Annotated in this window: 20 protein-coding genes, 1 tRNA gene and 1 riboswitch; of the genes, 17 read left to right on the top strand and 4 right to left on the bottom strand. The window is 52.5% G+C overall.

Features of this window, described 5'->3' with window-relative positions:
• Window positions 1–125: 125 nt before the first annotated feature.
• The 9 genes from rhuM (Q1Q75_RS10635) to Q1Q75_RS10595 all read left to right on the top strand — a co-directional run bounded on the left by rhuM (Q1Q75_RS10635) (window position 126) and on the right by Q1Q75_RS10595 (window position 8,069).
• A complete protein-coding gene (gene rhuM, locus Q1Q75_RS10635) occupies window positions 126–596 on the top strand; it encodes a RhuM family protein (protein ID WP_300670182.1) in 471 nt (156 codons plus the stop codon).
• A gap of 170 nt (window positions 597–766) precedes the next feature.
• Complete coding sequence (gene rhuM, locus Q1Q75_RS10630) at window positions 767–1,375, top strand: RhuM family protein (RefSeq protein WP_300670180.1); 609 nt, start codon at window positions 767–769, stop codon at window positions 1,373–1,375.
• A gap of 183 nt (window positions 1,376–1,558) precedes the next feature.
• The gene (locus Q1Q75_RS10625) at window positions 1,559–2,728 is read left to right on the top strand and encodes a Fic family protein (protein WP_300670178.1); all 1,170 of its coding nucleotides are present in this window, start codon (window positions 1,559–1,561) and stop codon (window positions 2,726–2,728) included.
• A gap of 1,477 nt (window positions 2,729–4,205) precedes the next feature.
• Window positions 4,206–4,811, top strand: a complete 606-nt coding sequence (fic, locus tag Q1Q75_RS10620; RefSeq protein ID WP_300670176.1) for a protein adenylyltransferase Fic — start codon at window positions 4,206–4,208, stop codon at window positions 4,809–4,811.
• Between the two features lie 729 nt (window positions 4,812–5,540).
• The gene (locus tag Q1Q75_RS10615; protein ID WP_300670174.1) at window positions 5,541–5,711 is read left to right on the top strand and encodes a hypothetical protein; all 171 of its coding nucleotides are present in this window, start codon (window positions 5,541–5,543) and stop codon (window positions 5,709–5,711) included.
• Window positions 5,712–6,313: 602 nt separating this feature from the next.
• A complete protein-coding gene (locus Q1Q75_RS10610; RefSeq protein WP_300670172.1) occupies window positions 6,314–6,580 on the top strand; it encodes a hypothetical protein in 267 nt (88 codons plus the stop codon).
• Window positions 6,555–6,884 (top strand): hypothetical protein, encoded by a 330-nt coding sequence (locus Q1Q75_RS10605; RefSeq protein WP_300670170.1) that lies wholly within the window; start codon window positions 6,555–6,557, stop codon window positions 6,882–6,884. The genes Q1Q75_RS10610 and Q1Q75_RS10605 overlap by 26 nt, the downstream gene beginning before the upstream one ends.
• Window positions 6,885–7,146: 262 nt before the next feature.
• Complete coding sequence (locus tag Q1Q75_RS10600; RefSeq protein WP_300670168.1) at window positions 7,147–7,737, top strand: plasmid pRiA4b ORF-3 family protein; 591 nt, start codon at window positions 7,147–7,149, stop codon at window positions 7,735–7,737.
• Window positions 7,734–8,069, top strand: a complete 336-nt coding sequence (locus tag Q1Q75_RS10595; protein ID WP_300670166.1) for a hypothetical protein — start codon at window positions 7,734–7,736, stop codon at window positions 8,067–8,069. The genes Q1Q75_RS10600 and Q1Q75_RS10595 overlap by 4 nt, the downstream gene beginning before the upstream one ends.
• A gap of 275 nt (window positions 8,070–8,344) precedes the next feature.
• On the opposite strand, the gene Q1Q75_RS10590 is transcribed toward Q1Q75_RS10595, so the two are convergent.
• Window positions 8,345–9,100 (bottom strand): class I SAM-dependent methyltransferase, encoded by a 756-nt coding sequence (locus Q1Q75_RS10590; protein ID WP_300670164.1) that lies wholly within the window; start codon window positions 9,098–9,100, stop codon window positions 8,345–8,347.
• A gap of 650 nt (window positions 9,101–9,750) precedes the next feature.
• Between Q1Q75_RS10590 and Q1Q75_RS10585 the strand changes: the two genes are divergently transcribed.
• Window positions 9,751–10,581: an alpha/beta hydrolase gene (locus Q1Q75_RS10585; protein ID WP_300670162.1), complete on the top strand. Its 831-nt coding sequence runs from the start codon at window positions 9,751–9,753 to the stop codon at window positions 10,579–10,581.
• Between the two features lie 30 nt (window positions 10,582–10,611).
• On the opposite strand, the gene rnhA is transcribed toward Q1Q75_RS10585, so the two are convergent.
• Window positions 10,612–11,325 (bottom strand): ribonuclease HI, encoded by a 714-nt coding sequence (gene rnhA, locus Q1Q75_RS10580; RefSeq protein ID WP_300670160.1) that lies wholly within the window; start codon window positions 11,323–11,325, stop codon window positions 10,612–10,614.
• A gap of 313 nt (window positions 11,326–11,638) precedes the next feature.
• Between rnhA and Q1Q75_RS10575 the strand changes: the two genes are divergently transcribed.
• Together Q1Q75_RS10575 and Q1Q75_RS10570 are read left to right on the top strand one after the other, a co-directional pair.
• Window positions 11,639–11,714 (top strand) — tRNA-Thr (locus Q1Q75_RS10575).
• 263 nt (window positions 11,715–11,977) lie between these two features.
• Window positions 11,978–13,453 (top strand): rhomboid family intramembrane serine protease, encoded by a 1,476-nt coding sequence (locus tag Q1Q75_RS10570; protein WP_300670158.1) that lies wholly within the window; start codon window positions 11,978–11,980, stop codon window positions 13,451–13,453.
• Here Q1Q75_RS10570 and Q1Q75_RS10565 read toward each other — a convergent pair.
• Window positions 13,446–14,882: a tol-pal system YbgF family protein gene (locus Q1Q75_RS10565; RefSeq protein WP_300670157.1), complete on the bottom strand. Its 1,437-nt coding sequence runs from the start codon at window positions 14,880–14,882 to the stop codon at window positions 13,446–13,448. The two genes, Q1Q75_RS10570 and Q1Q75_RS10565, sit on opposite strands and share 8 nt — an antisense overlap.
• A 278-nt stretch (window positions 14,883–15,160) precedes the next feature.
• Window positions 15,161–15,817, bottom strand: a complete 657-nt coding sequence (ribB, locus tag Q1Q75_RS10560; RefSeq protein WP_300670155.1) for a 3,4-dihydroxy-2-butanone-4-phosphate synthase — start codon at window positions 15,815–15,817, stop codon at window positions 15,161–15,163.
• Between the two features lie 207 nt (window positions 15,818–16,024).
• Window positions 16,025–16,178, bottom strand: a riboswitch (FMN riboswitch).
• 143 nt (window positions 16,179–16,321) lie between these two features.
• Here ribB and Q1Q75_RS10555 point away from each other — a divergent pair.
• From Q1Q75_RS10555 to Q1Q75_RS10535, 5 genes are all read left to right on the top strand, one after another.
• Window positions 16,322–16,834 (top strand): RNA polymerase sigma factor, encoded by a 513-nt coding sequence (locus Q1Q75_RS10555; RefSeq protein ID WP_300670153.1) that lies wholly within the window; start codon window positions 16,322–16,324, stop codon window positions 16,832–16,834.
• Window positions 16,797–17,345: a glycogen-binding domain-containing protein gene (locus Q1Q75_RS10550; protein WP_300670151.1), complete on the top strand. Its 549-nt coding sequence runs from the start codon at window positions 16,797–16,799 to the stop codon at window positions 17,343–17,345. Before Q1Q75_RS10555 ends, Q1Q75_RS10550 begins: the two co-directional genes overlap by 38 nt.
• Window positions 17,345–17,683 (top strand): hypothetical protein, encoded by a 339-nt coding sequence (locus Q1Q75_RS10545; protein WP_300670149.1) that lies wholly within the window; start codon window positions 17,345–17,347, stop codon window positions 17,681–17,683. Before Q1Q75_RS10550 ends, Q1Q75_RS10545 begins: the two co-directional genes overlap by 1 nt.
• Complete coding sequence (locus Q1Q75_RS10540) at window positions 17,680–18,555, top strand: hypothetical protein (RefSeq protein WP_300670147.1); 876 nt, start codon at window positions 17,680–17,682, stop codon at window positions 18,553–18,555. Before Q1Q75_RS10545 ends, Q1Q75_RS10540 begins: the two co-directional genes overlap by 4 nt.
• A 497-nt stretch (window positions 18,556–19,052) precedes the next feature.
• Window positions 19,053–19,724 (top strand): hypothetical protein, encoded by a 672-nt coding sequence (locus tag Q1Q75_RS10535; protein WP_300670145.1) that lies wholly within the window; start codon window positions 19,053–19,055, stop codon window positions 19,722–19,724.
• Window positions 19,725–19,755 lie beyond the last annotated feature (31 nt).

Genomic DNA, 19,755 nt, shown 5'->3' with positions numbered 1-19,755 from the left:
GCATCAAAAGCGTTTGTCGATCATATTTTGGAAAAAACGGGCCACAAAATGTTCTGATAGAACATGCTATATCGGTACGTTGTTTTGATTTCGATGGGAAATGGTAAATTGGGAGCATGGCGCAGATGGGTGACACCAAGAAACCGTTGATCCGCAACAGCACGGCGGAGTTTCTGATTTTTACCGGGCAAGCGGGTGAGCAGAGCATCGAAGCCAGGTACGAGGATGAGACCATCTGGCTGACGCAGAAGTTGATGGCTGAACTTTTTGGTGTGGATGTCCGAACGGTGAGTGAACACCTGAAGAACATCTTTAACAGCTTTGAGTTGCAAGAGGATTCAGTTGTCCGGAAATTCCGGAATACTGCCTCCGATGGAAAAAGCTACCTGACGCAATTCTACAACCTCGATGCCATTATTTCCCTGGGCTACCGGGTCAATTCCGTTCGAGCTACTCAATTCCGCCAGTGGGCCACCCAGGCGTTGCGTGAGTTTGCCATCAAGGGCTATGTGCTGGATCGAGAGCGCATGGAACCTAAAAGTTGCACTCACCGCTTTGTGTCATGGCCAAAATGCCACTATTACGAGTGTTTATGATGCGTTCTGCCGGTCATCAAAATTACGGCAGTCGAAAATGCGGAATTGGCTCACCCTTCGGGAACGCCCTTTGGCCGGATCTGCTGCGTTACCAGACAATTGCGGTAAAATACTACAGCGGCATGTCCGGCGCCTTGCATATCCGGCCAAAGGACGCTTGCAACTTTTAGGTGGAAAATGGAACCTTCCTTGGTGAGGATTATTTTGAACGCCTTCTGGAAGAGATTCGTGAAATCCGGCTCAGCGAGCGCCGCTTTTACCAGAAGATCACCGATATTTATGCCACGAGCCTGGATTACAACAAGGACGCCCCAACCACCCAAGCCTTTTTTTCAAAGGTCCAGAACAAGCTGCACTTTGCCATTCATGGACACACGGCCGCTGAACTTATCATGCACCGAGCCGACAGCACCCAAACCAATATGGGGCTGACATCCTGGGATAAAGCGCCTGATGGGAAAATTGTGAAAACCGATGTGTCCATTGCCAGGAATTATCTGGGTAAAGATGAGATTGAGTCACTGGGCCGTATCGTCAACGCCTATCTGGATTTGGCTGAAGACCGTGCAAAAAGAAAAATTCCCATGACCATGGAGGATTGGGCGAAGCGGCTGGACATGTTTTTGGAGTTTGATGACCTTGAGGTGCTCAAAGACCATGGGAAGGTGAGTGCCGCGCTGGCAAAGGCCCATGCAGAAAGCGAATTTGAAACGTATCGTATTATTCAGGATAGACTCTTTGAGAGCGATTTTGATAAGATCATGAAAGAGATAGAGTAGAAAGGCGACGCCCTTGATGGGTAAGCTTGTGGGGCATCGGGGGATCCGGGGCTAAACCTGTACTCTTGACACGTATGATAAACTGGCCTTGACAGTTCGCTCGGGGCGCGGCCATCCTGCAATGCATCACCGGAATCGGTTGGCAGGCTGAGTGATGCCTTGTCCCAGTATCTGGCTTAAGGCATGAGCTTCGCGAATGCATTGAACGAAGAACAAAGAAGCAGTAACCGAGGGCACATGGCAGTTCATTATCATTTAGGAAAATTTCCACCTGACAATATTGATTGGTCCCAGCTGATACCCTTGCTGGGGCCAACAGCTGCTGCTGTAGCCCGATATGACGGGTTGCTTTCGGCGATTCCCAATGCGTCCGTGTTGCTTAGCCCCTTGACGACTCAGGAGGCTGTTCTCTCATCACGCATCGAGGGGACACAGGCCACCATGGGAGAAGTGCTGGAGTTTGAGGCTGAGGGAGAAAAAAAGTTTTCCCCTGAGAAGAGAGACGATATTCAGGAGGTCCTGAATTATCGAAAGGCCATGCGTCATGCCATGGAACTCCTTCAAAAATATCCACTTTCCCAGAGAGTTATTCTGGAAACCCATAAGGTTCTTATGGATAGTGTGCGTGGCCATGGGAAGTCTCCGGGGGCTTACAGACGTGTTCCCAACTGGATCGGCACCCCAGGGTGTACGCAGGAGACAGCCCGTTATGTTCCTATCTCTGCGGATAAACTGCCCGATGCCATGGGGCAGTTTGAGAAGTATATCCATGATGAAGGTGCAGCCGATAAGCTGATACAGCTGGCGATCCTTCACGCTGAGTTTGAAGCGCTTCATCCCTTTCTGGATGGAAATGGCCGACTGGGCCGGATGTTGATCCCTCTGTTTTTGTGGCAGGCCGGGTTGATTCAACAACCCATGTTTTATATGAGCGCTTATCTGGAGGCCAACCGAGATTATTATTATGACACCTTGCTTGCCATTTCAAAGGAGGGGGCCTGGACAGAGTGGTGTTTCTTCTTTTTGAAAGGGCTTCAAGCTCAAGCAACTGAAAACGGGCAAAAGGCAACTCAAATCCTGGAACTCTACAACCGGATGAAGATTGAGTTGGTCGAGTTGACCCATTCTCAGTATGGTATTCATGCTTTGGATTGGATTTTTGAGCGGCCGATCTTCAAAAGTTCAGACTTCATCTCATCAGCGGGGATACCAAAGGCAACGGCTAAGCGAATATTGCCGACACTGCGTGACGCAGGTGTGATTCAAATTGTTGAAGGGGCAAGGGGGCAAAGGTCTGCTGTAATGAGCTTTCCTTCGCTACTCAACATCGCTGAAGGGCGTGAGGTCTTTTGAGGCTCATGAAATAACCACAAGTGATTTTGTGGCTCATGGAATAGGGTTTTGTGCGCCACAAATAGTTTTATGGCTTATTGATGAGCTACAAACAGAGGATGGACAATAAAAGAATATGACGGTACTTTTGACGGTATCTGCCAAAAATTGAATTGTTTAAACCCTTTATTGACAGGCCTTTTGGACTGCAATTCAATGGACGCCGCCTGATTCTAAGTTGTTGCGGTTAACGCCAAGAGTATGTGCATTACGACGTAGAATGCTTGTCTGAGGAAATCGAAGCGGTCCCTTTTGAAATCTGTTTGATTTTTGCTTTCCGAATCCTTATTTCAGGATACAAGGCTAAGATAAAATAAAGCCGAATCTTATTTTAGCTTGGAGAGTTCATGAGAAACCGTAATTCAAAAGAATATACGATTTTTATTATAGAGTGTTGTGACGAAAAAATTAGGTGCTCGAAAGACATAAAATGTCATTTTCGGTTTTCTGTTCGATTTTCTCCCCCATCTACAACAGCGAGTTACAGGAAGATTCAGTTATTCGAAATTTTCGAATAACTGCCGCTGACGGCAAAAATTACAATACCAAGCCCTGTGCCAGGGGTATCCGTTTATGAGTTTTCCTGGCCGTTGCGGTTGATCCATGGTGCGCAAGCACACCCTACCTCACATCCCCCACGCCGTCATCTGCGGTGGCAGTGCCGATAATGACGTCAGAGATGGTCAAGTGGCTCAACTCAGATCTTGAAATCCATCCGATTTCTGGTAAGCGCATTTTGCCTGTCTCCTGATTTTCTCTGAAGAAAGAAAAACAAGGTGGGCCACAGATGTCACAGATAGCCCGGATATTTCATGAGAAAACAATCAGAACCAAGGAACAATTCATAATTACAGTTCTTTGCAGTCATATTTTTAGTCGTTTCAAAAATGCAAAATGTAATCCACGGTATTCTGTCTAATTTTTTCACCCTTCGGGCGAGCCGGGTGCACTCATCTGCCGCGTTATCAGAGCTTTGAGGTAAACCACTACATCTGCAGCTCTGATGCCTTGCATATGAGCACACCCAACTCGTGAAATATCCGGGATAGGCACAGATGGGGGGAGCAAAAGCGGGGGGCATGGAGGTCAGGAAGTATGGTTATATACTTTGTCCAATGTCAAGACGCGACCCCTTCCCTATAATTATGATTCTCTTGAGCCATTGGAAACCAAAGAAAAATTTTGGTACCATGCTCCAAGTTACCGCTGATTCCATCTGTGGGGGCGTTGAAGGTAGACATGCATTATTCAGAAAGGTTAAAAGACAAAATGATCCGTAGAATGACCGGAGTGAATGCCGTTTCGGCCACCGAACTATCGCGTGACATCGATGTTGCCCAAAGTACACGTCCAGAATAGCTCAGAACTGTTTGAATTAATAAAATAAGTAGAGAGAATATATTGATGCCATCGTGGCGGACATTGAAGGAGGTGCTGAATGATCCTTGAAAACAAATTAAACATTACCGATCAGATTGAACTGGCCAAAGTCGAAGAAAAAATCAGCAAGCAAAAAGCCAAGCAATTGTTTGACTCCGGTGATATTGCCAAGGTCGACGTTGGAACATTCACGGGGCTTTCGTTTATTCATGCCTACCTGTTTGAAGATATTTATCACTTTGCCGGCAAAATCCGCGAGGTCAATATATCCAAAGGTGATTTCCGTTTCGCGCCAATGATGTACCTCGCCCCCTCCATAAAGCATATCGACGCCATGCCCCAGGGCAACTTTGATGAAATCATCGAAAAATATGTGGAGATGAACATCGCCCACCCCTTCCGAGAGGGCAACGGCCGCGCCACCCGGATCTGGCTCGACCTCATCCTTAAAGAAGAACTCAAGCAGGTGATCGATTGGAACCTGGTCGATAAAGAGGAATACCTCTCGGCCATGCAGCGCAGCGTCGTGAAAGACGTTGAAATTAAAGTGCTGCTTAAACAAGCCCTGACAGATCAAATCCACGACCGCACCCTGTTTATGAAAGGCATTGATGTCAGCTATTTCTACGAAGGCTATAGCGAATTCAAAACAGAGGATCTGTAGTCATGGGGATCGGGGTCGCTCTTGACATGGGCGCAGGTGGATTCCTCGGGTCAAATTACATCCGCAAAGGAATGCTGGATAAAGAAATTATTTTAAGTGAAGGGGCAACTCATCATCAAGAGTATGGACTCCTTTAAATGTTTGCGACCATTTCACGACAAAGTTTGCGACAGGTTTATGACAATTTTTAGCGACAAGACTATTTCTGATATGGTTTTCAAGAGGCACCCCCAGCCCGGATATTTCACGGGTCGAGTGCACCCATATTCAAGGCATCAGAGCTGCAGATGTAGTGGTTTACCTCAAAGCTCTGATAACGCAGAAGATGGGTGCACTCGGATCGCCCGAAGGGTGAGAAAAGCGAGTCGAGAATGGTGAATTACATTTTGCATTTTTGAAATGTCTATATCTTTCTCGGCAACCAGCTGTAATAACATATTATCTTCTTGCCCCGGTCGTTTTCTCATGAAATATTCGGGCCAGGTGTTCAAGCAGGAATCGAACCCCCGCCCCATTTTACGTGTCGGGAAAACATAGAGGGTTCGAATTCTGGGATTCAGAGGGTTGAATGAATGGTTGAATGACACATGACCTCAAACAAAAAATTGATCGACCTTGGGGCGGATGATATCGCCGATACCCTGCTGGAGCTTGCTGTTCATTAAAAGAACAGACCCGGAAGGCACATGGTCGCAAGCGAAGCTTCGGGTCAAAATATGAGGTGAAGACATGAACGAACGATTGTATCTCTCGAAAATACAAATGCTTGATATCGAACCGGTGATCTGGCGGCGTTTTGTGGTACCCGCCAGCATTACACTGGACCGGTTGCACGACGTCATTCAGGGACCGGGGTCGCGTCTTGACATTGGACAAATCCCATACACTCTTCTGTCGTGAGTATAATCAATCTGGAATCACTCTTAGCATCCGGCATAAACCGTTTTAGAATCACCTTTTCCCGCTTTTTAGAATTCATCAAAATGCCTCTGGCATGTGCATCGAGTGCCGTTCAAAGACGTTGCTGTAAATAGTGGGTGTCTATATTCAAATCAGGGGAACCCCGTTTTTAGACGCTTATAAATGAGCATCAAAAGAGCTTGTCGCTCATATTTTGGGAAATGTGCGCGACAAAAAAAATTGTTGCTAAAAAATGAGCCACAAAATGTTCCGCGATAGCGTGATGTGTCGGTAAGCCCTCTTTCTCTATGGGAAACCTTGAATTGGGGACGTGGTACTGATGGGGGATAACAAGACGTCCTTGATTCGGCGATTCCATTAAATAATCCATTGATATCCATAGTTTTATCCTGTATTCAAGTTGCTTTAACCCCGTTTCCTTCGCGCAGCAGTCTCTGCCCACATTTCGTGCCGACCGGAATCGAATCCCTCGTAAGGTGTTTCTGACCAGGTGATACTCCCCGGCGGATGCGCCCAAGATTGACCCCGGAAATCAAAGCGATTCTGGTGGATGCAAGCGTAACATTCGAGGGAGAGCCCACATGATTGTATTTAATCCTAAATTCACCATTACAAACCGTATGACATCGGCCATCACGCAGATTGAACGGGCACGTGGTTTTCTGGAAGCTGCTCGATTATCGGATGACTGGGTGCGGGATATGGGAAACAAAGCCCTGATCAAAGAAGCACACCATACAACCCATATTGAAGGCACCCGGTTGACCTTTGATCAGGCCGAACGCTTGTGGAATGGTGAGGCTGTCCCAGAAGCAGACCCAGATGATGCCAGGGAACTGTTCAATTGACATGACCGGCTGGCTTGGCTACTTCATGACCGGCCTTGAAACCCAGATGATAGAGGTCAAGGAACGCGGTGAGCAGGTTATTCGCCGGGATGTTCTGGTACAGAAATACAGCTTAAATGAACGTCAAGGGAAAGCACTTGGCTTTTTGATGGAGAATAAGAAATTGACCATTCAGGATTTTGAGGGGCTTTGCCTTGATGTGAATCGCCGCAGTCTGCAGCGTGACCTCAAAGGTATGCTGGACAAGGAACTTGTAAAATCTGAAGGAGCTACGAATCAGCTTGTCTATGTTCTTAGGGCTTGAGCTTGTGACAAAACTTACGACAAACTCACGACAATACTTGTGACATTGGATAAAAAAAAGGTAACTATTCAGCTCAAAAAAAAACCTCCGGCGGCAAGGTGTGCCACCTTAATACCTGTTTGTTAAACTTTCTTGTCGCGCCGTATCCCTTGGGCGAAGGTGGATCAAAAGTTTAGCCCGCGGCAGGGCCGCCGGAGATATAAGCTGAATGGTTACCTCGATTCCCGTTAACGAAGCTTCGGGTCGAACTATGAGGTGAAACATGATGGATAGATTGTATCTCCTGAAAATACAAATGCTTGATATAGAACCGGCAATCTGGCGGCGTTTTGTGGTACCCGCCAGCATCACACTGGACCGATTGCACGATGTTATTCAGATTGTCATGGGCTGGACAGACAGCCATCTTCATGGATTCAGGATCGGTAAAAAACACTACACCGAGTATCCCGAATGTAAAGACGATGGGCTGGAGTGTGGGAAATACCGACTTGTCGATCTGATCAAGCAGAAGGGGCGGACCTTTGTGTATGATTACGATTTCGGGGACAACTGGGAACATGAACTTGTGATCGAAGACAGTCGTTATGTTGATCCTGAACTGAGGACGGAGCTGGCCTGTCTTGAGGGCGAACGAGCCTGTCCGCCTGAAGATGTGGGTGGCGTCCCCGGTTACGTTGAATTCTGCAACGCCCTGAAGGACCCGGCCCATGAAGAGCATGAATGCTTTATGGAGTGGTCCGGTGGCGATTACGACAGTGAATGTTTTGATGCCGATGCCGTTAACTGGGAGCTTATGAAATACCTTCGCTGGTCCCGGAACAGGTATCAAAATTGGGGAGAAGGTGAATGAATATGGCTAAAAACAAGGGCCAACAGAAGGCCGGGAAAAAAGAGAGGTCTATGGTTCGATCTTCGGCGGCTGAATATCTGATTTTTGTTGCGGCTGGTGGCAACTCAGAAACCAGCGTTGAGATGCGATATGAAGACGAAAATATCTGGCTGACTCAGAAGATGATGGCAGCCCTTTATGATGTATCTGTACCCGCTATCAATCAGCATCTGAAACGCATTTTTGGCGATAATGAGCTACTGGAAGATTCAGTTGTTAAGAAATACTTAATAACTGCCGTTGACGGTAAAACCTACAATACCAAGCCCTGTGTCAGGGGTATCCGTTTATGAGTTTTCTTGGCCGTTGCGGTTGATCCATGGTGCGCAAGCACACCCTACCTCACATTCCCCACGCCGTCGGCAACGCGTCACATAAGGGTGCCCTTCGCCTATCGGTAGGTGCCATGTCCCCATGACCTGTTTTTCTTATCTGTGCCCATCTGCGTTAATCTGTGGCCAAATTTTTTATGTCTTCTCTCCCCCCCCCAGTTGGCGGGCTGCTTTTGGTGATCCGGGGAGACATGAGCCGTGAGGCCCTGCCGTCTGCCTTTGACCTTCTCTTCCTACTATCCTCCAACTTCCGTCTTTGTCCAGGCGGCGAGGGTGTTGCTGTAAAACATCCGGATCACCTCGGGTTCGCCTCCCAGTACGCCACGTATTTCCTCTAAAAAAACTTTGGGATCATAGCCCTTGCGGAAGGTGGTGTTGTGGCCGGTTTTGATCAGGTAGCCGTCGGCGTGTCTGCCGATAATCTGATACTTGTTCTCCACGGGCCAGACGCCCTGAACGGTGAGGTAGGCCCTTCCTCCTGATTTGAGACAGCGCTCGATGTCGCGGTAAACCTCATGACGTTCCTCAGGGGGCAGGATATTGAGGACATAGCTGGCGATGACGACGTCATATGTCTGTTCCAGCACCTGTTTATCGGGGTAAAAATTGGGATCATAGTCGGCCACCTCCCGGGCTCCTGCGGCCAGGAGATCCCTTCGGGCCACGTGTTCTCGCCCCGCTCCCAGGTGCAAGACCGTGCGGCCCTTCACCCGGCCCTCGCTGCAGAGCAGGCGAAGGGATTGGGAGGATTGTCGGGTGTGGTCGAGGGCCGTCAGCTTGGAGGCGGTGATCATGGGGGAGAGCGTGTGCGCTGCAATCTCTTCCATGTCTGACGCCAGGGCCTGCTCCAGCCGTGCCAGGGGCACAGACCAGCGGCCTGTGGCTGGGGAAAATATGCATTTTCGGGCCTTGGATGCATGGACAGTGTAAGAGCCATCCCGTTCGGGGACAATATTCCATCCCGCCTTGATCATTCGCGCTGAAAGTTTCATGGCCTGTCGCTGATCCTCACCGTGTCATTTTGAAAAATTGTCACTTTTTTGGCCTGGTTCAAAACAGGGTTACATTTTTGAAGGTGGAGTGAAGGCACCACGGGACCCTCCTGGGCGCGCCGTGCTCCGTCGCGGCTTTTTTTGCCGGGGGTTTGCCCCGGCCAGAGTTACCCTGAAATGCTTATTATTAAACCAGGCCCTTTTTTTCATACCACAGCAACTCATTAAAGGCCAAAAAACAACAGGGAATATCAGGGTCGGAGGAGAACTGTAAACGGTGAATGATGGCTTTTGGGGAACGATTCAGCTCAAAGAACATGTCGACGGCACAGACAACTCAAGCATATTTTGCCTGTCTCCTGATTTTCTTTGAAAAAAGAAAATCAAGGCGGGCCACAGATGTCACAGATAGGCACAGATGGGGTAGGGAAAAAGCAAAAGCGGGGGTTCACGAAATTTACATAGAGGGTCATCGGGGAGTATGCAGGCTATGAAGGATGGTTTTGTGCAATGTCAAGACGAGCCACCCTCGTACGGGCGAGTGTTGCTGGCAGGAGCCGTTTGACATTTTGAACAAAAGGCGTAGGTAAGGATGAGGCCCGAGGGCTTCAGGCCTGTGAATGCCATTCTTAACTCAAGGAGTTCATCTTATGCCGTCTGATTCAGTGGAAACAATGATACCGTCCAGCACCCCGAAAGTGGATATATTTGTGGTGAGTAACCCGGTGAAAGCCCCGCGGGCCGTCGTGGTTATCGTTCATGGGCTGGCCGAACACCTCGGTCGGTATGATGGGGTGGCCCAGGAGCTGAATGCGTCAGGCTTCAGTGTCTATCGCTTTGACAACCAGGGGCATGGGCGATCAGGCGGGGAACGGGGTTATCTGGATGATTTTCACGCATTCATCGATGACGCAGATCGCCTTGTGGAAAAGGCGAGGGCGGAAAATCCCGGCCTCCCCGTGTTTATGCTGGGGCACAGCATGGGCGGATTTATTACAGGGGCTTATGGGGTGAAATACCCGGGTAAGCTGGCCGGGCAGATCCTCTCCGGCGCTGCCGTTACGGTTTTGCCTCTCTTTGAAGCGTTTAAGGACATCGATTTTCAAAATGAGCCCCGCGTTAAGGTTCCCAATGCCCTTTCTGCCGTCATCTGTCGGGATAAGGCCGTGGTGGATGCCTATGACAACGATCCCCTGGTTCTCAAAGAGACCTGCCAGAAGCTTCTGGGTGAGGTTTTTATCAACGGGGCGACCTGGCTGATGGAAAAATTACCGGCGTATGCCTACCCCTGCCTGATTTTGCATGGGGGGGATGATCAGATCGTGACCCCCGAGGCGTCCCGGTTCATGCATGCCACCATCGCTTCAGAGGACAAGACCCTGAAGGTCTACCCGGCGTTTTACCATGAAATTCTCAATGAGTTCGGTCGGGAAGAGGTCGTGGCCGATATCACCCAATGGATCGAAGCTCGAATCGGCTAGCTCCGTGTTATCGGCCATGCTCAAGGGGGCTTACAGGGACCTGACATACCCCACATCAAGATCGAGGTTTTTGCCGCTTCGGGCGGTGGTATTGGCGAGGGTGTCGCAGCGTTCGTTTTCCGGGTGGCCGGCATGGCCTTTCACCCATTGAAAGCGGACGGAGAGGGTGGCGCAGAGGTCGAGGAGTTTGGCCCAGAGGTCGGTATTGACGGCGGGCTTGCCATCCGATTTGATCCATCCTTTTTTGCGCCAGCCTTCGGCCCAGCCTTTGGAGATGCCGTTGACCACGTAAGAGGAGTCGGTGGTGACGACCAGGGGCCGTTTGGTGGGACCAATGTGTTCCAAGGCTTTTATGCAGCCCATCAGCTCCATGCGGTTGTTGGTGGTGTAGCCATAGCCTCCCTGGAGTTCGGTCCGCTCTTTGCCGTCTACGATGACCACGCCGTATCCGCCGGGTCCAGGGTTGCCTATGGCACCGCCGTCACTGAAGATCTGGAGTAATTTTCCGTCGGGTTTGGGGCGGGGGGCAGGCTTTGTCGTGGGGGCTTCTTTGACTTTGCATCGCTTTCGGACCACCTGATTGTAAGTGGGATTTTTGCGCCAGGTTTCGGCCTCTTCCCGGGTGGTGAAGCTTTTGTATTTGGCCCCTTCAAATCCCGAGACCTGGGATTGAGCGTCGGGCCAGTTGGTGTAAATGCCGGGCACACGGCCTATTGCGACGGCATAAAATTTCGATGATGCCACGTGTTCGTCCTTTCGTCGCAATGATTCGAGCGACGGTGGGTTTTTTTAGAATTCAATGACCGGTGTGGCCTTTGTGTGTGGCAGGGATATCTGCCGAGGAAGAAGGTTGCTCCGAAAAGAGCGCACCTTCTTTATTATCCCCCTTGCGCTCAGAAGTCCAGACATATGCTGCGTGTTTTTCGGAAGGGGTCGGTGAATCAAGGGAGGACGTTCCCATGGGGGTGAACCCGGGGCTGCTGTTCACAGGTTTTTTTTACGGGGATGGAATTTTCTTGACGTCTTCCCTGGTTTTCGCCTATTTTGTCCACGTCGAGCCAATGTAGCTCAGTTGGCAGAGCAGCTCACTCGTAATGAGCAGGCCCGCAGTTCGAATCTGCGCATTGGCTCCACAATCTGCATATCCCAAGCCCGGTGTTTCCTTTAAATGGATCATCGGGCTTTTTTTGTGGTGAAAAGGCCGGGTTGGATGGCTTCGGTTGACAGGCCAGACACGGAACGATATCACATTGTAAGCTTTTCCATCTGATTTTGGAAAATAATTCGCCCCGGACGGTCCAAGGGGGCGATGCCGTGCCGGCTGAAAATTTTACGCGCCCTGCGGCCTCATTGTTTGGGTACCTGTACCCACTTGCGTTGTTTCTGGAGGCGTTTCATGCTGATTGTCCCTCTCACCGGAAAGCTGCATCTCAAGAACTTGCCTGTGATTACCCTCGCCTTGATTCTTCTGAATTGCGCTATTTTTTTTTCAACCAACGATGCCGAAAATGAAGCCTTTTCCCAGGCGATGGATTATTATGAAGAATCAGGCCTTTATATAACGGAAGTGGCCGCATATCGAGACTACCTGGGGGCCTTTGACGGGGCCGGGGCCGTGTGTGAAGACGCCGTAGACCCTGAAACCCGGGCTTTCTCCGAGTGCTATCGCCTGATGGTCGCTGATGAGGGATTTCAGCGGGAGTTGAAGGCCGATCGGGTTCTCTCCCCCGGCATGGATGCCTATACGCAGTGGCGTCTGGATCGCGATATCTTTGAATCGGACCTGAACAAGATGATGTCCCGGCGGTGGGGGCTGATCCCTGCCAGGCCGAAAGCCGTCTCTTTTCTGAGTTATATGTTTCTTCACGGCAGTCTTTCTCACCTGGTGGGCAATATGATTTTTCTCTGGCTGGTGGGGTGTGCCCTCGAGCTGGGGATTGGCAGGTTGGCCTATGGTATCGGCTATGGGCTTACCGGCATCTGCGCTGCTTTGCTTTACATTGGGGTTTACTCTACCAGTGGTTCGCCGCTGGTGGGGGCCTCTGGCGCTATTGCCGGTCTGATGGGGGCTTTTTCGCTTCTCTTTGGGCGTCGAAAGATTCGGGTGTTCTATTCGCTGGGGTTTTATTTTAACACGGTGTGGGTGCATGCCTGGCTTCTTCTGCCCGTGTGGGTGGCCAGTGAGGTGGCCCAGCTGGTGTGGGGTGAGGCCGCGCATGTGGCATATATGGCTCATATCGGGGGGCTTCTCTCCGGCGGACTCGGCGCTCTTTTTTTGACGCGGGTGCTCGGGCAGGGGGTTCGGGAGGTTCTTCAAACGCCCCCGGAGGAGGATCGGATTACGCCCTTGATGGATGAGGCCCTGGAGTGCATGACCCGGTTGGATGTGGGGGGGGCGAAAAAGGCGTGGGAGGCGGTGCTCCGTGAAGAGCCCGGCCACGCGAGCGCCTTGAAGCAGCTTTATGCCCTTGCCCGCAATACCCCCCAGGATCCCGCCTACCATCAGGTCACGGTTCAGGTGCTCACCGGTTTGATTCACCATGGCGGAGACCCGGAGACGGCGCTCACCACCTATGACGATTATGTGAGCCGTGCCCAGCAGGTGAAGCTGCCCCCTTCCCTTTACCTTGATCTTGCCGGGGTTTTCAGGACGCGAGGCCGTGAGTCCGAGTCCGAGCGCTTTCTTCTGATGCTTACGCAAAAGGCACCCCACCTGAAAGGGCTGCCGGATGCCCTGATCCGCCACGCGTCCCATTGCCGCCGAAAAGGGCGGGAGGCCGACTGGCGACGGATTTTAGGGGTTGTCCAGGCGTCTTTCCCGGATTCTCCCGAAGCGGATCTCGTGCAGCGGACCCTTCGGGACGCTAGATGACGGAGAGGTAATTTTTGACCTGGGGGATGATCTCATGCTCAGGAAATTGCTTCAGCAGACCCTGGAGGAGTTTTGTCGCCTTTTCATGCTGATGGAGCCGGTCGTTTAAGATGCGCGCCGCACGAAACCAGATGGTAGGGATCATGGGATCCTGGGGGTGATGTTTTACTGCCCTTTGGAGGATGGCGATGGCTTTTTCAGGTGAGCGCTTATCGCTGGTCCACAAGCCAACATGGTAGAGCGTGTGGGCCGAGGGGATAAATTCAGGGTCTGCCTCAACACAGGCGGTATAGGCAGACAGCGCCTCCTCTTTTTTGTCTCGGGTGATGAGTCCCTTCAGGTGGGCATGCCCGTGTGCCACCATCTCTTCTGCAGGACCCAGCATCTGAAGAAGGGCAAAGTATTTGTCCGAGAGTGCGGGTGTCGGCAGATTCTTTTCCCCTTTTTTCATGTCCCTGAGATATGTGAGCGCCTCTTCGAGTTGGCCTTCCTTCAAGAGAAAGGTGACCTGCTTGAGATGTGGGTCCTCGGGCTGGGGAGGCTGTGCTGGGCCTGTGGCTGGCCGAGCTGCCGAGAAGTGCTCTATTTCCACATCATAGCCAATTTTTTCATGGTACTGGAGGGTGACATAGCCCATGAGATGATACGAGACCAGGGTATAGTACCCGCTGATGACGCAGGTCAGAAAGCCCAGGACATGGGGGGAAAAAAGGGGGACCATGCGGTTCACGACAAGGGTGGGTGCGCCCCAGAGGATGATCAGAAGCCCAAACATGCCCAGGTAGCCTTTTCCGATGCGAAAGGCGAGGCGGATAAAGGCGTTGGGATTGAGGGCACGGAACACCCGGTTGGAGGTGACCAGAAGAATGACCATGGCCGGCAGGCAGAGGATGAGCAGAAAGAGGACGCCATAGGCGAGGGTTTGTCCCAGGTATTTCAGGGCAAGGCTGTAGGGCAGGGCCAGGAGAAACACCAGCAGGGTTTGTTTCATGACGATGATGACGCTGCTGCCTAAGGGCATGCCTCCCATGGGGGGCGGAGAGAGGTCTCCCCGGGTTGTGGTCACCAGGCTGAGATAGGCGTATCGAAGGATCAGGGCGTAACTGAGGAGCTCTATGATAATTCCGGGGATGCCTCGGGGATCGACGAAAAAATTCAGGCTGCCAAGGAGACCGAGAAAGCCAAGGATGGGCCAGGTCAGCGGGTAGAGGAAAAATTGGGGCAGCCGTTCCCAGTAAGGCACAATGGCATTTTTAGCTCCGACCCAGGTCATCGGTCGGTTGCATCTCGGGCAGAATTGGGTTTGGCGATCGACGGTGTTGCGGCGCTGGGTGCTTGTCTTGACGCAGGCGTTGCAGAAGTCTCCGCCGCAGGAGGGGCAGGCCCAGTGGGCCGGCTCATGGGGGTGATGGATGCAGTAGGTGGTCATGGCCTCTGGTGGTCCGGTTGGAGGCTCGGGGGCGGCCTCGAAAAAACAGTGCGGCCGTGGGAGAGGGCGTCACGGCGATTTCTGTCGATGCCTCTTTATTCGCCATACTAACTCGGGTATTTCAAGGAAACAGCCTGCAATGACATCTTATTGCTATGGCAAGATCGTTTTCTCATGAAATATCCGGGCTAAGATAAAGGGCCCTGCGGTGAGTGACAGCAGGACCCTTTTTATCTTACCCTGAGGCTATAACGTGATGCCCCGGCTTGTCAACGGGTTCAGGCGACCTGCTTGCCTTCAGTGGTTTGGCGATAATGGACGATGTCGGCCACCGTCAGAACCGTCATATCATGTTTTTTTCCGAAGGCCACGAGATCGGGAAGACGAGCCATGGTGCCGTCTTCTTTGGTCAGCTCACAAAGAACGCCGGTGGGCTTGAGCCCGGAGAGGCGGCAGAGGTCCACGGTGGCTTCGGTGTGACCGCCCCGTTCGAGGACCCCCCCCTTTTTTGCTTTCAAAGGAAAGACGTGACCCGGCCTGCAGAGATCGTCGGGGACGGCACCCTCGGCGATGGCGGTCTTGATGGTGGTGACGCGGTCTTTGGCAGAGACTCCGGTGGTGACACCTTTGGTGGCTTCAATGCTGATGGTGAAGGAGGTGCCGTACTGGCAGCTGTTGTTCGGAACCATCTGGGGAAGGTCCAGGGTGTACGTCATTTCGGGCGTGAGGCAGAGGCATACAATGCCGGAACACTCGCGGATCATGAGCGCCATCTGGGCGTCGGTGAGGGTTTCCGCAGCAAAGATGAGGTCACCTTCGTTTTCGCGGTCTTCGTCATCTGCGACCAGGACTCCCTGGCCATTTCGAAGGGCGGTCAAGGCTTTTTCTACGCGCTCAATAGGGGTACCGAACTGTTCAAGAAGATTCTGATTCATGGAAAGACCTCCAAGTCTTATTAACCCGACTCATGAGACAAGGATTCTGCGCATGCGCAAAAAGCAATGAAACGAGCCGAGGGTTTCCAGAATCAGGGCTAACGGAAGGGTGTGGGCGAAAGGACCATCCTTTGCCGACGCATTGAAAGGCATCACGAAGCGGTGACGTATGAGCGGTAAACGCACATGCGTGGTCCGCATGGGACAACCTATCCTCTTCCATCCGGACTGTAACCGTCGGCTCCAGAATTACACTGGATCTGCTGACCCCTGACCAGTGTGACACTGGACAGAGCGCTCGCGGGCTTGCCGTTGAAGGCTTACCGCCGGTGGGGAATCTCACCCCGCCCTGAGAATAAGGTGAGGCCATTACACTCTGGATTTTTCTCTTTGTCAATGGGTTTTGTGAGGCGTCTTGCGCTGTGTTTGCTGCTTTGATGACTTGTCAGCAGACCGGTAGAAAAAAAGTGTAACCATTCCAGGCCAAGGGCGTTTAAGAGACAGATGAAAACATTTACCCCCTTATATGAACGTTACCGTACCGGACTGTATCACTACCTGCTGAAGAGTTCGGGCAATCGAGAGTTGGCGGCCGACCTCGCCCAGGAGACCTTTGTCCGTTGCATGGGGGCTTACGCGGCAGCCGACGTCACGCCGACCCTCCTCTACCGGATTGCCCGCAATCTTTTTCTCGATGTGGTGAAAAAAGAGGCCCGGGTGCGATGGGAAGAGGAGGCGGAAGGGGTGACCCGGGCGGAACAGGAGAGCCGTCTGCTGATGGATGAGAAGATCCGTGGGGTCTTTAAGGCCTTGGCTGGGCTTGTGCCTGAGGAACGGGAGACCTTGCTTCTGGTGATTTCAGGCGACCTCTCCTATCGGGAGGTGGCGGCCATTACCGAAACGAGCGAGGCCAATGTGAAGGTTCGGGTTCACCGCGCCCGGCGTCATTTGCGGGAGATACTGGAAAAGGAGGCAGACGATGGGGTCGACGTTAATCAGCCAGTTCATCGACGATGAGTTGAAACTTGATGAAAAAGAGCGCTTTGTCAAAGGGGTTCGGCAGGACGGTGGGTTCTATGATGAGACCCTGGAACTCCTCGCCCAGGAGAGCCTTCTGCGTCAGATGGAGGGGGTGACCCCGGAGGTTGAACCTCTCCTGCCGCGTCGTCGGCGTGTCGCCTGGAGGCCTGTCGTAGCCCTGGCCGCCTCCCTGGTGATTCTGTTGCTCTCGGTGCTGGCCCTGGTTCCTGAGAATCCGCCTTCGGTGACGCATCGATTTTTGATTCATGCCCCGGAGGTGGACACGGTGGCCGTAATGGGTGATTTCACCTCCTGGTCTCCCCTGGCGCTGACGCGGGTCGGGGTTGCGGGATACTGGGAATTGACCCTGCATCTCTCCCCTGGGGTGCATCGCTACGCTTTTCTTATGAACGGTGACCTTCTCGCTCCCGATCCCACCGTGGTGGCTCGGGAGGGGGATGATTTCGGGGGGATGAATTCTATTTTGCGGATTAAGGAGGAAGCCTGATGCGAGCCATGATCCTTCTACTGGCTGTATTTATTGCGGGGTGCTCCAGCCATTGGGTGAAACAGGAGGAGAGCGGTGCCACCCTTTATCTTAAGGCGCGTGATGCCACCTCGGTGATGTTTTATTGCTCGCTGGATGGCTATACGCCACGGAGGGTGGATGAAAGCCGTAAAGGGGTCTGGCGGGTGGTGGTACCTGTGGACAGGGAATGCCGGTATTTTTACCGTGTGGATGGCCAGGTGGTGATCCCGCCAAGCCCTCGGAGAGAGTTTGACGATTTTGGTGGAGAAACCTGTGTATATTCCCCTGACAGGTGGGGACTGGGAGGTGAGAAATGAAACGAATGAACGTGTGTCTGGTTGCCGTGCTGCTCCTGCTGGGGGTGGCTTCGATGGGAATGGCCGAAGCTGAAAAGGAGACGGTGGGTGAACGGTCTCAGCATGAATATCAGTGGATGAGTCAACATGGTATGGACGAGACGCGGATTCAGGCCGTTGTCTCCGGGATGGAGGCTCAAGGGATCCAGGAGCCCGAGATGGACGCTTTTATCGGCACCCTGCGTGGCGCCCTCGAGGAAGGCTTACCCCCCGAACCTTTTATGCGGAAAGCCGAAGAAGGTCTGGCAAAGCGGGTTCAGGGCGAGGTGATGGTCAAGGCCATGGAACGCGTCCGTGAGCGATACCGGTATGCCCATGCCTGGTCGGATGAGCTTGTCCCGGATGAAGGGGCCACGGCTTCGGTGACGGAGATTGTGGCGGACGCCATGGCGGCCGGGATGGAAATCGGTGATCTGGACACCTTAAAGACGAGGCTGAGGGATCGAGACCGGGTCAAAGATCCGGCCCTTTGTGAAGAGTCCGCCTTGATGCTCAAGGAGATGGTTCAATTGCGGCTTCGGTCCCATACGGCTGCCGAGGCGGTGGGGGCGGCCCTTGACCAGGGGTATGACACCGCTGACATGGCTCGGTTTCGTCATATGGTGACCTCCCAGATGGGGCAAGGGGATGGCGAAGGGATGATGCATCGTTACACCTATTCCATCCGAAACGGGGCGACGGCCTCTGAACTGGGCTCCTCTGGAGGCCACGGCAACAGTTCCTCCGGGGGCCACAGTGGGAGCGGTAGCGACGGCGGAAGCAGTGGGAACAGCGGAAGTAGCGGAAGCAGTGGCGGAAACGGGAATGGTGGAAGCGGCAATGGGCGTCATTGACATGCGCACTCGATAAGGGCACGAAGCCATCAAGACAGGGGAAACCTTTAACCAGGTTTCCCCTGAGTTTTTGAAGGAGACCTGGTCACAGCACCTCGCCCTGGGGGAAGGGTGTGTCCTGTGTGCAAGGTTTTTGCTTTTGGGGCGGCTCTTTTTATCCCTGATAACTTGCCAACAAATTGAAATAAAGATACAATACGTAAATATATGACCTGTTGAATGGCTTGGGATTTGTTCGATTTTTTCAACGGGGCGTCACCTCACTTCAAGCGGCCACCTATTTTGATGCCTTGCATATGAGCGCACCCAACTCGTGAAATGTCCGGGCTATCGCGTTTCTCTCCTTTTCGGCCGATGTCTCCATTGATCGATTATTTTGATGATTTTCGCCGTCTGACGCAAGGTGTGACGGCCAGGGCTCGGTGTCGGGCCATGGCTTCATATGATCGGGATTCAGCAGACCTATCCCCTTGGAGGGGATGAATGGGAGGGCAGCGATGAATGATGAAATGCAGGAGACCTTAACGAAACTCATCGGTGGGAAGGCCGAAAGCCTGGTGCATCATGCCGATGCCTTTGTGGCTTTCTGGTCCGCCCTGGAAAAAGAGGATCAACCGGTGGCCCTGAAGGAACTCATGACCCACTACCGGCTTCCCGAGTTCAGAACGGGGGAGTCTATCTACGGGGGGGGGCTCTCCCAGCAGCGAATCCGTGAATTGACCGGGAAGGTGGGGGAGACGATTGATGCCGCCCTGGATTACATTATCTCCAACCGCATGGAACCGGACATGGCTGCGGGCGAGGTGCAACGACTTTTGGAAGAACGTGACGATAAGGACGAGCAGGTCTTTTGCCTGGCAGGGGTCCTGTCGTCCAATGTGGTCCCCTATGCTGTGGTCCCGGAATTTAAACTCCGGATGTCCAATGAGATGTACCAGGAGATGTTGAAGGGGGTTTCGGAAGGGATGTCCAAGATTCGAATTGCCTCCGGGGTGTCCAAAAATGCGGCTGATATGGCGGATCTGGTTCTCTCGGTGCTGGACCTGGAGATGGACAGGGAGAGAAAGGTGGCCCTGCTGGCCTATTTTATTGTGCTGCGGGAACGGACGGTGATGTCGGGCCGGGTGACTCGGGAGAATCGGGCCGCTGAAAAAGTGGAAACAGAGTAACGGGTGCTTCCATCCTGTGGCTTTCGGATGG

This window comes from Desulfoluna sp. (assembly GCF_030145185.1).
Taxonomy (GTDB): domain Bacteria; phylum Desulfobacterota; class Desulfobacteria; order Desulfobacterales; family Desulfolunaceae; genus Desulfoluna.
Note: the sequence above shows the minus strand (reverse complement) of the source record. Positions and strands in the feature narration are given on the sequence as shown.

Coding starts and splice junctions, on each gene's coding strand:
- rhuM (WP_300670182.1), top strand. CDS start 126: ATGGGTGACACCAAGAAACCGTTGATCCGCAACAGCACGGCGGAGTTT.
- Q1Q75_RS10625 (WP_300670178.1), top strand. CDS start 1,559: ATGAGCTTCGCGAATGCATTGAACGAAGAACAAAGAAGCAGTAACCGA.
- fic (WP_300670176.1), top strand. CDS start 4,206: ATGATCCTTGAAAACAAATTAAACATTACCGATCAGATTGAACTGGCC.
- Q1Q75_RS10615 (WP_300670174.1), top strand. CDS start 5,541: ATGAACGAACGATTGTATCTCTCGAAAATACAAATGCTTGATATCGAA.
- Q1Q75_RS10610 (WP_300670172.1), top strand. CDS start 6,314: ATGATTGTATTTAATCCTAAATTCACCATTACAAACCGTATGACATCG.
- Q1Q75_RS10605 (WP_300670170.1), top strand. CDS start 6,555: ATGATGCCAGGGAACTGTTCAATTGACATGACCGGCTGGCTTGGCTAC.
- Q1Q75_RS10600 (WP_300670168.1), top strand. CDS start 7,147: ATGATGGATAGATTGTATCTCCTGAAAATACAAATGCTTGATATAGAA.
- Q1Q75_RS10595 (WP_300670166.1), top strand. CDS start 7,734: ATGAATATGGCTAAAAACAAGGGCCAACAGAAGGCCGGGAAAAAAGAG.
- Q1Q75_RS10590 (WP_300670164.1), bottom strand. CDS start 9,100: ATGAAACTTTCAGCGCGAATGATCAAGGCGGGATGGAATATTGTCCCC.
- Q1Q75_RS10585 (WP_300670162.1), top strand. CDS start 9,751: ATGCCGTCTGATTCAGTGGAAACAATGATACCGTCCAGCACCCCGAAA.
- Q1Q75_RS10570 (WP_300670158.1), top strand. CDS start 11,978: ATGCTGATTGTCCCTCTCACCGGAAAGCTGCATCTCAAGAACTTGCCT.
- Q1Q75_RS10565 (WP_300670157.1), bottom strand. CDS start 14,882: ATGACCACCTACTGCATCCATCACCCCCATGAGCCGGCCCACTGGGCC.
- ribB (WP_300670155.1), bottom strand. CDS start 15,817: ATGAATCAGAATCTTCTTGAACAGTTCGGTACCCCTATTGAGCGCGTA.
- Q1Q75_RS10555 (WP_300670153.1), top strand. CDS start 16,322: ATGAAAACATTTACCCCCTTATATGAACGTTACCGTACCGGACTGTAT.
- Q1Q75_RS10550 (WP_300670151.1), top strand. CDS start 16,797: ATGGGGTCGACGTTAATCAGCCAGTTCATCGACGATGAGTTGAAACTT.
- Q1Q75_RS10545 (WP_300670149.1), top strand. CDS start 17,345: ATGCGAGCCATGATCCTTCTACTGGCTGTATTTATTGCGGGGTGCTCC.
- Q1Q75_RS10540 (WP_300670147.1), top strand. CDS start 17,680: ATGAAACGAATGAACGTGTGTCTGGTTGCCGTGCTGCTCCTGCTGGGG.
- Q1Q75_RS10535 (WP_300670145.1), top strand. CDS start 19,053: ATGAATGATGAAATGCAGGAGACCTTAACGAAACTCATCGGTGGGAAG.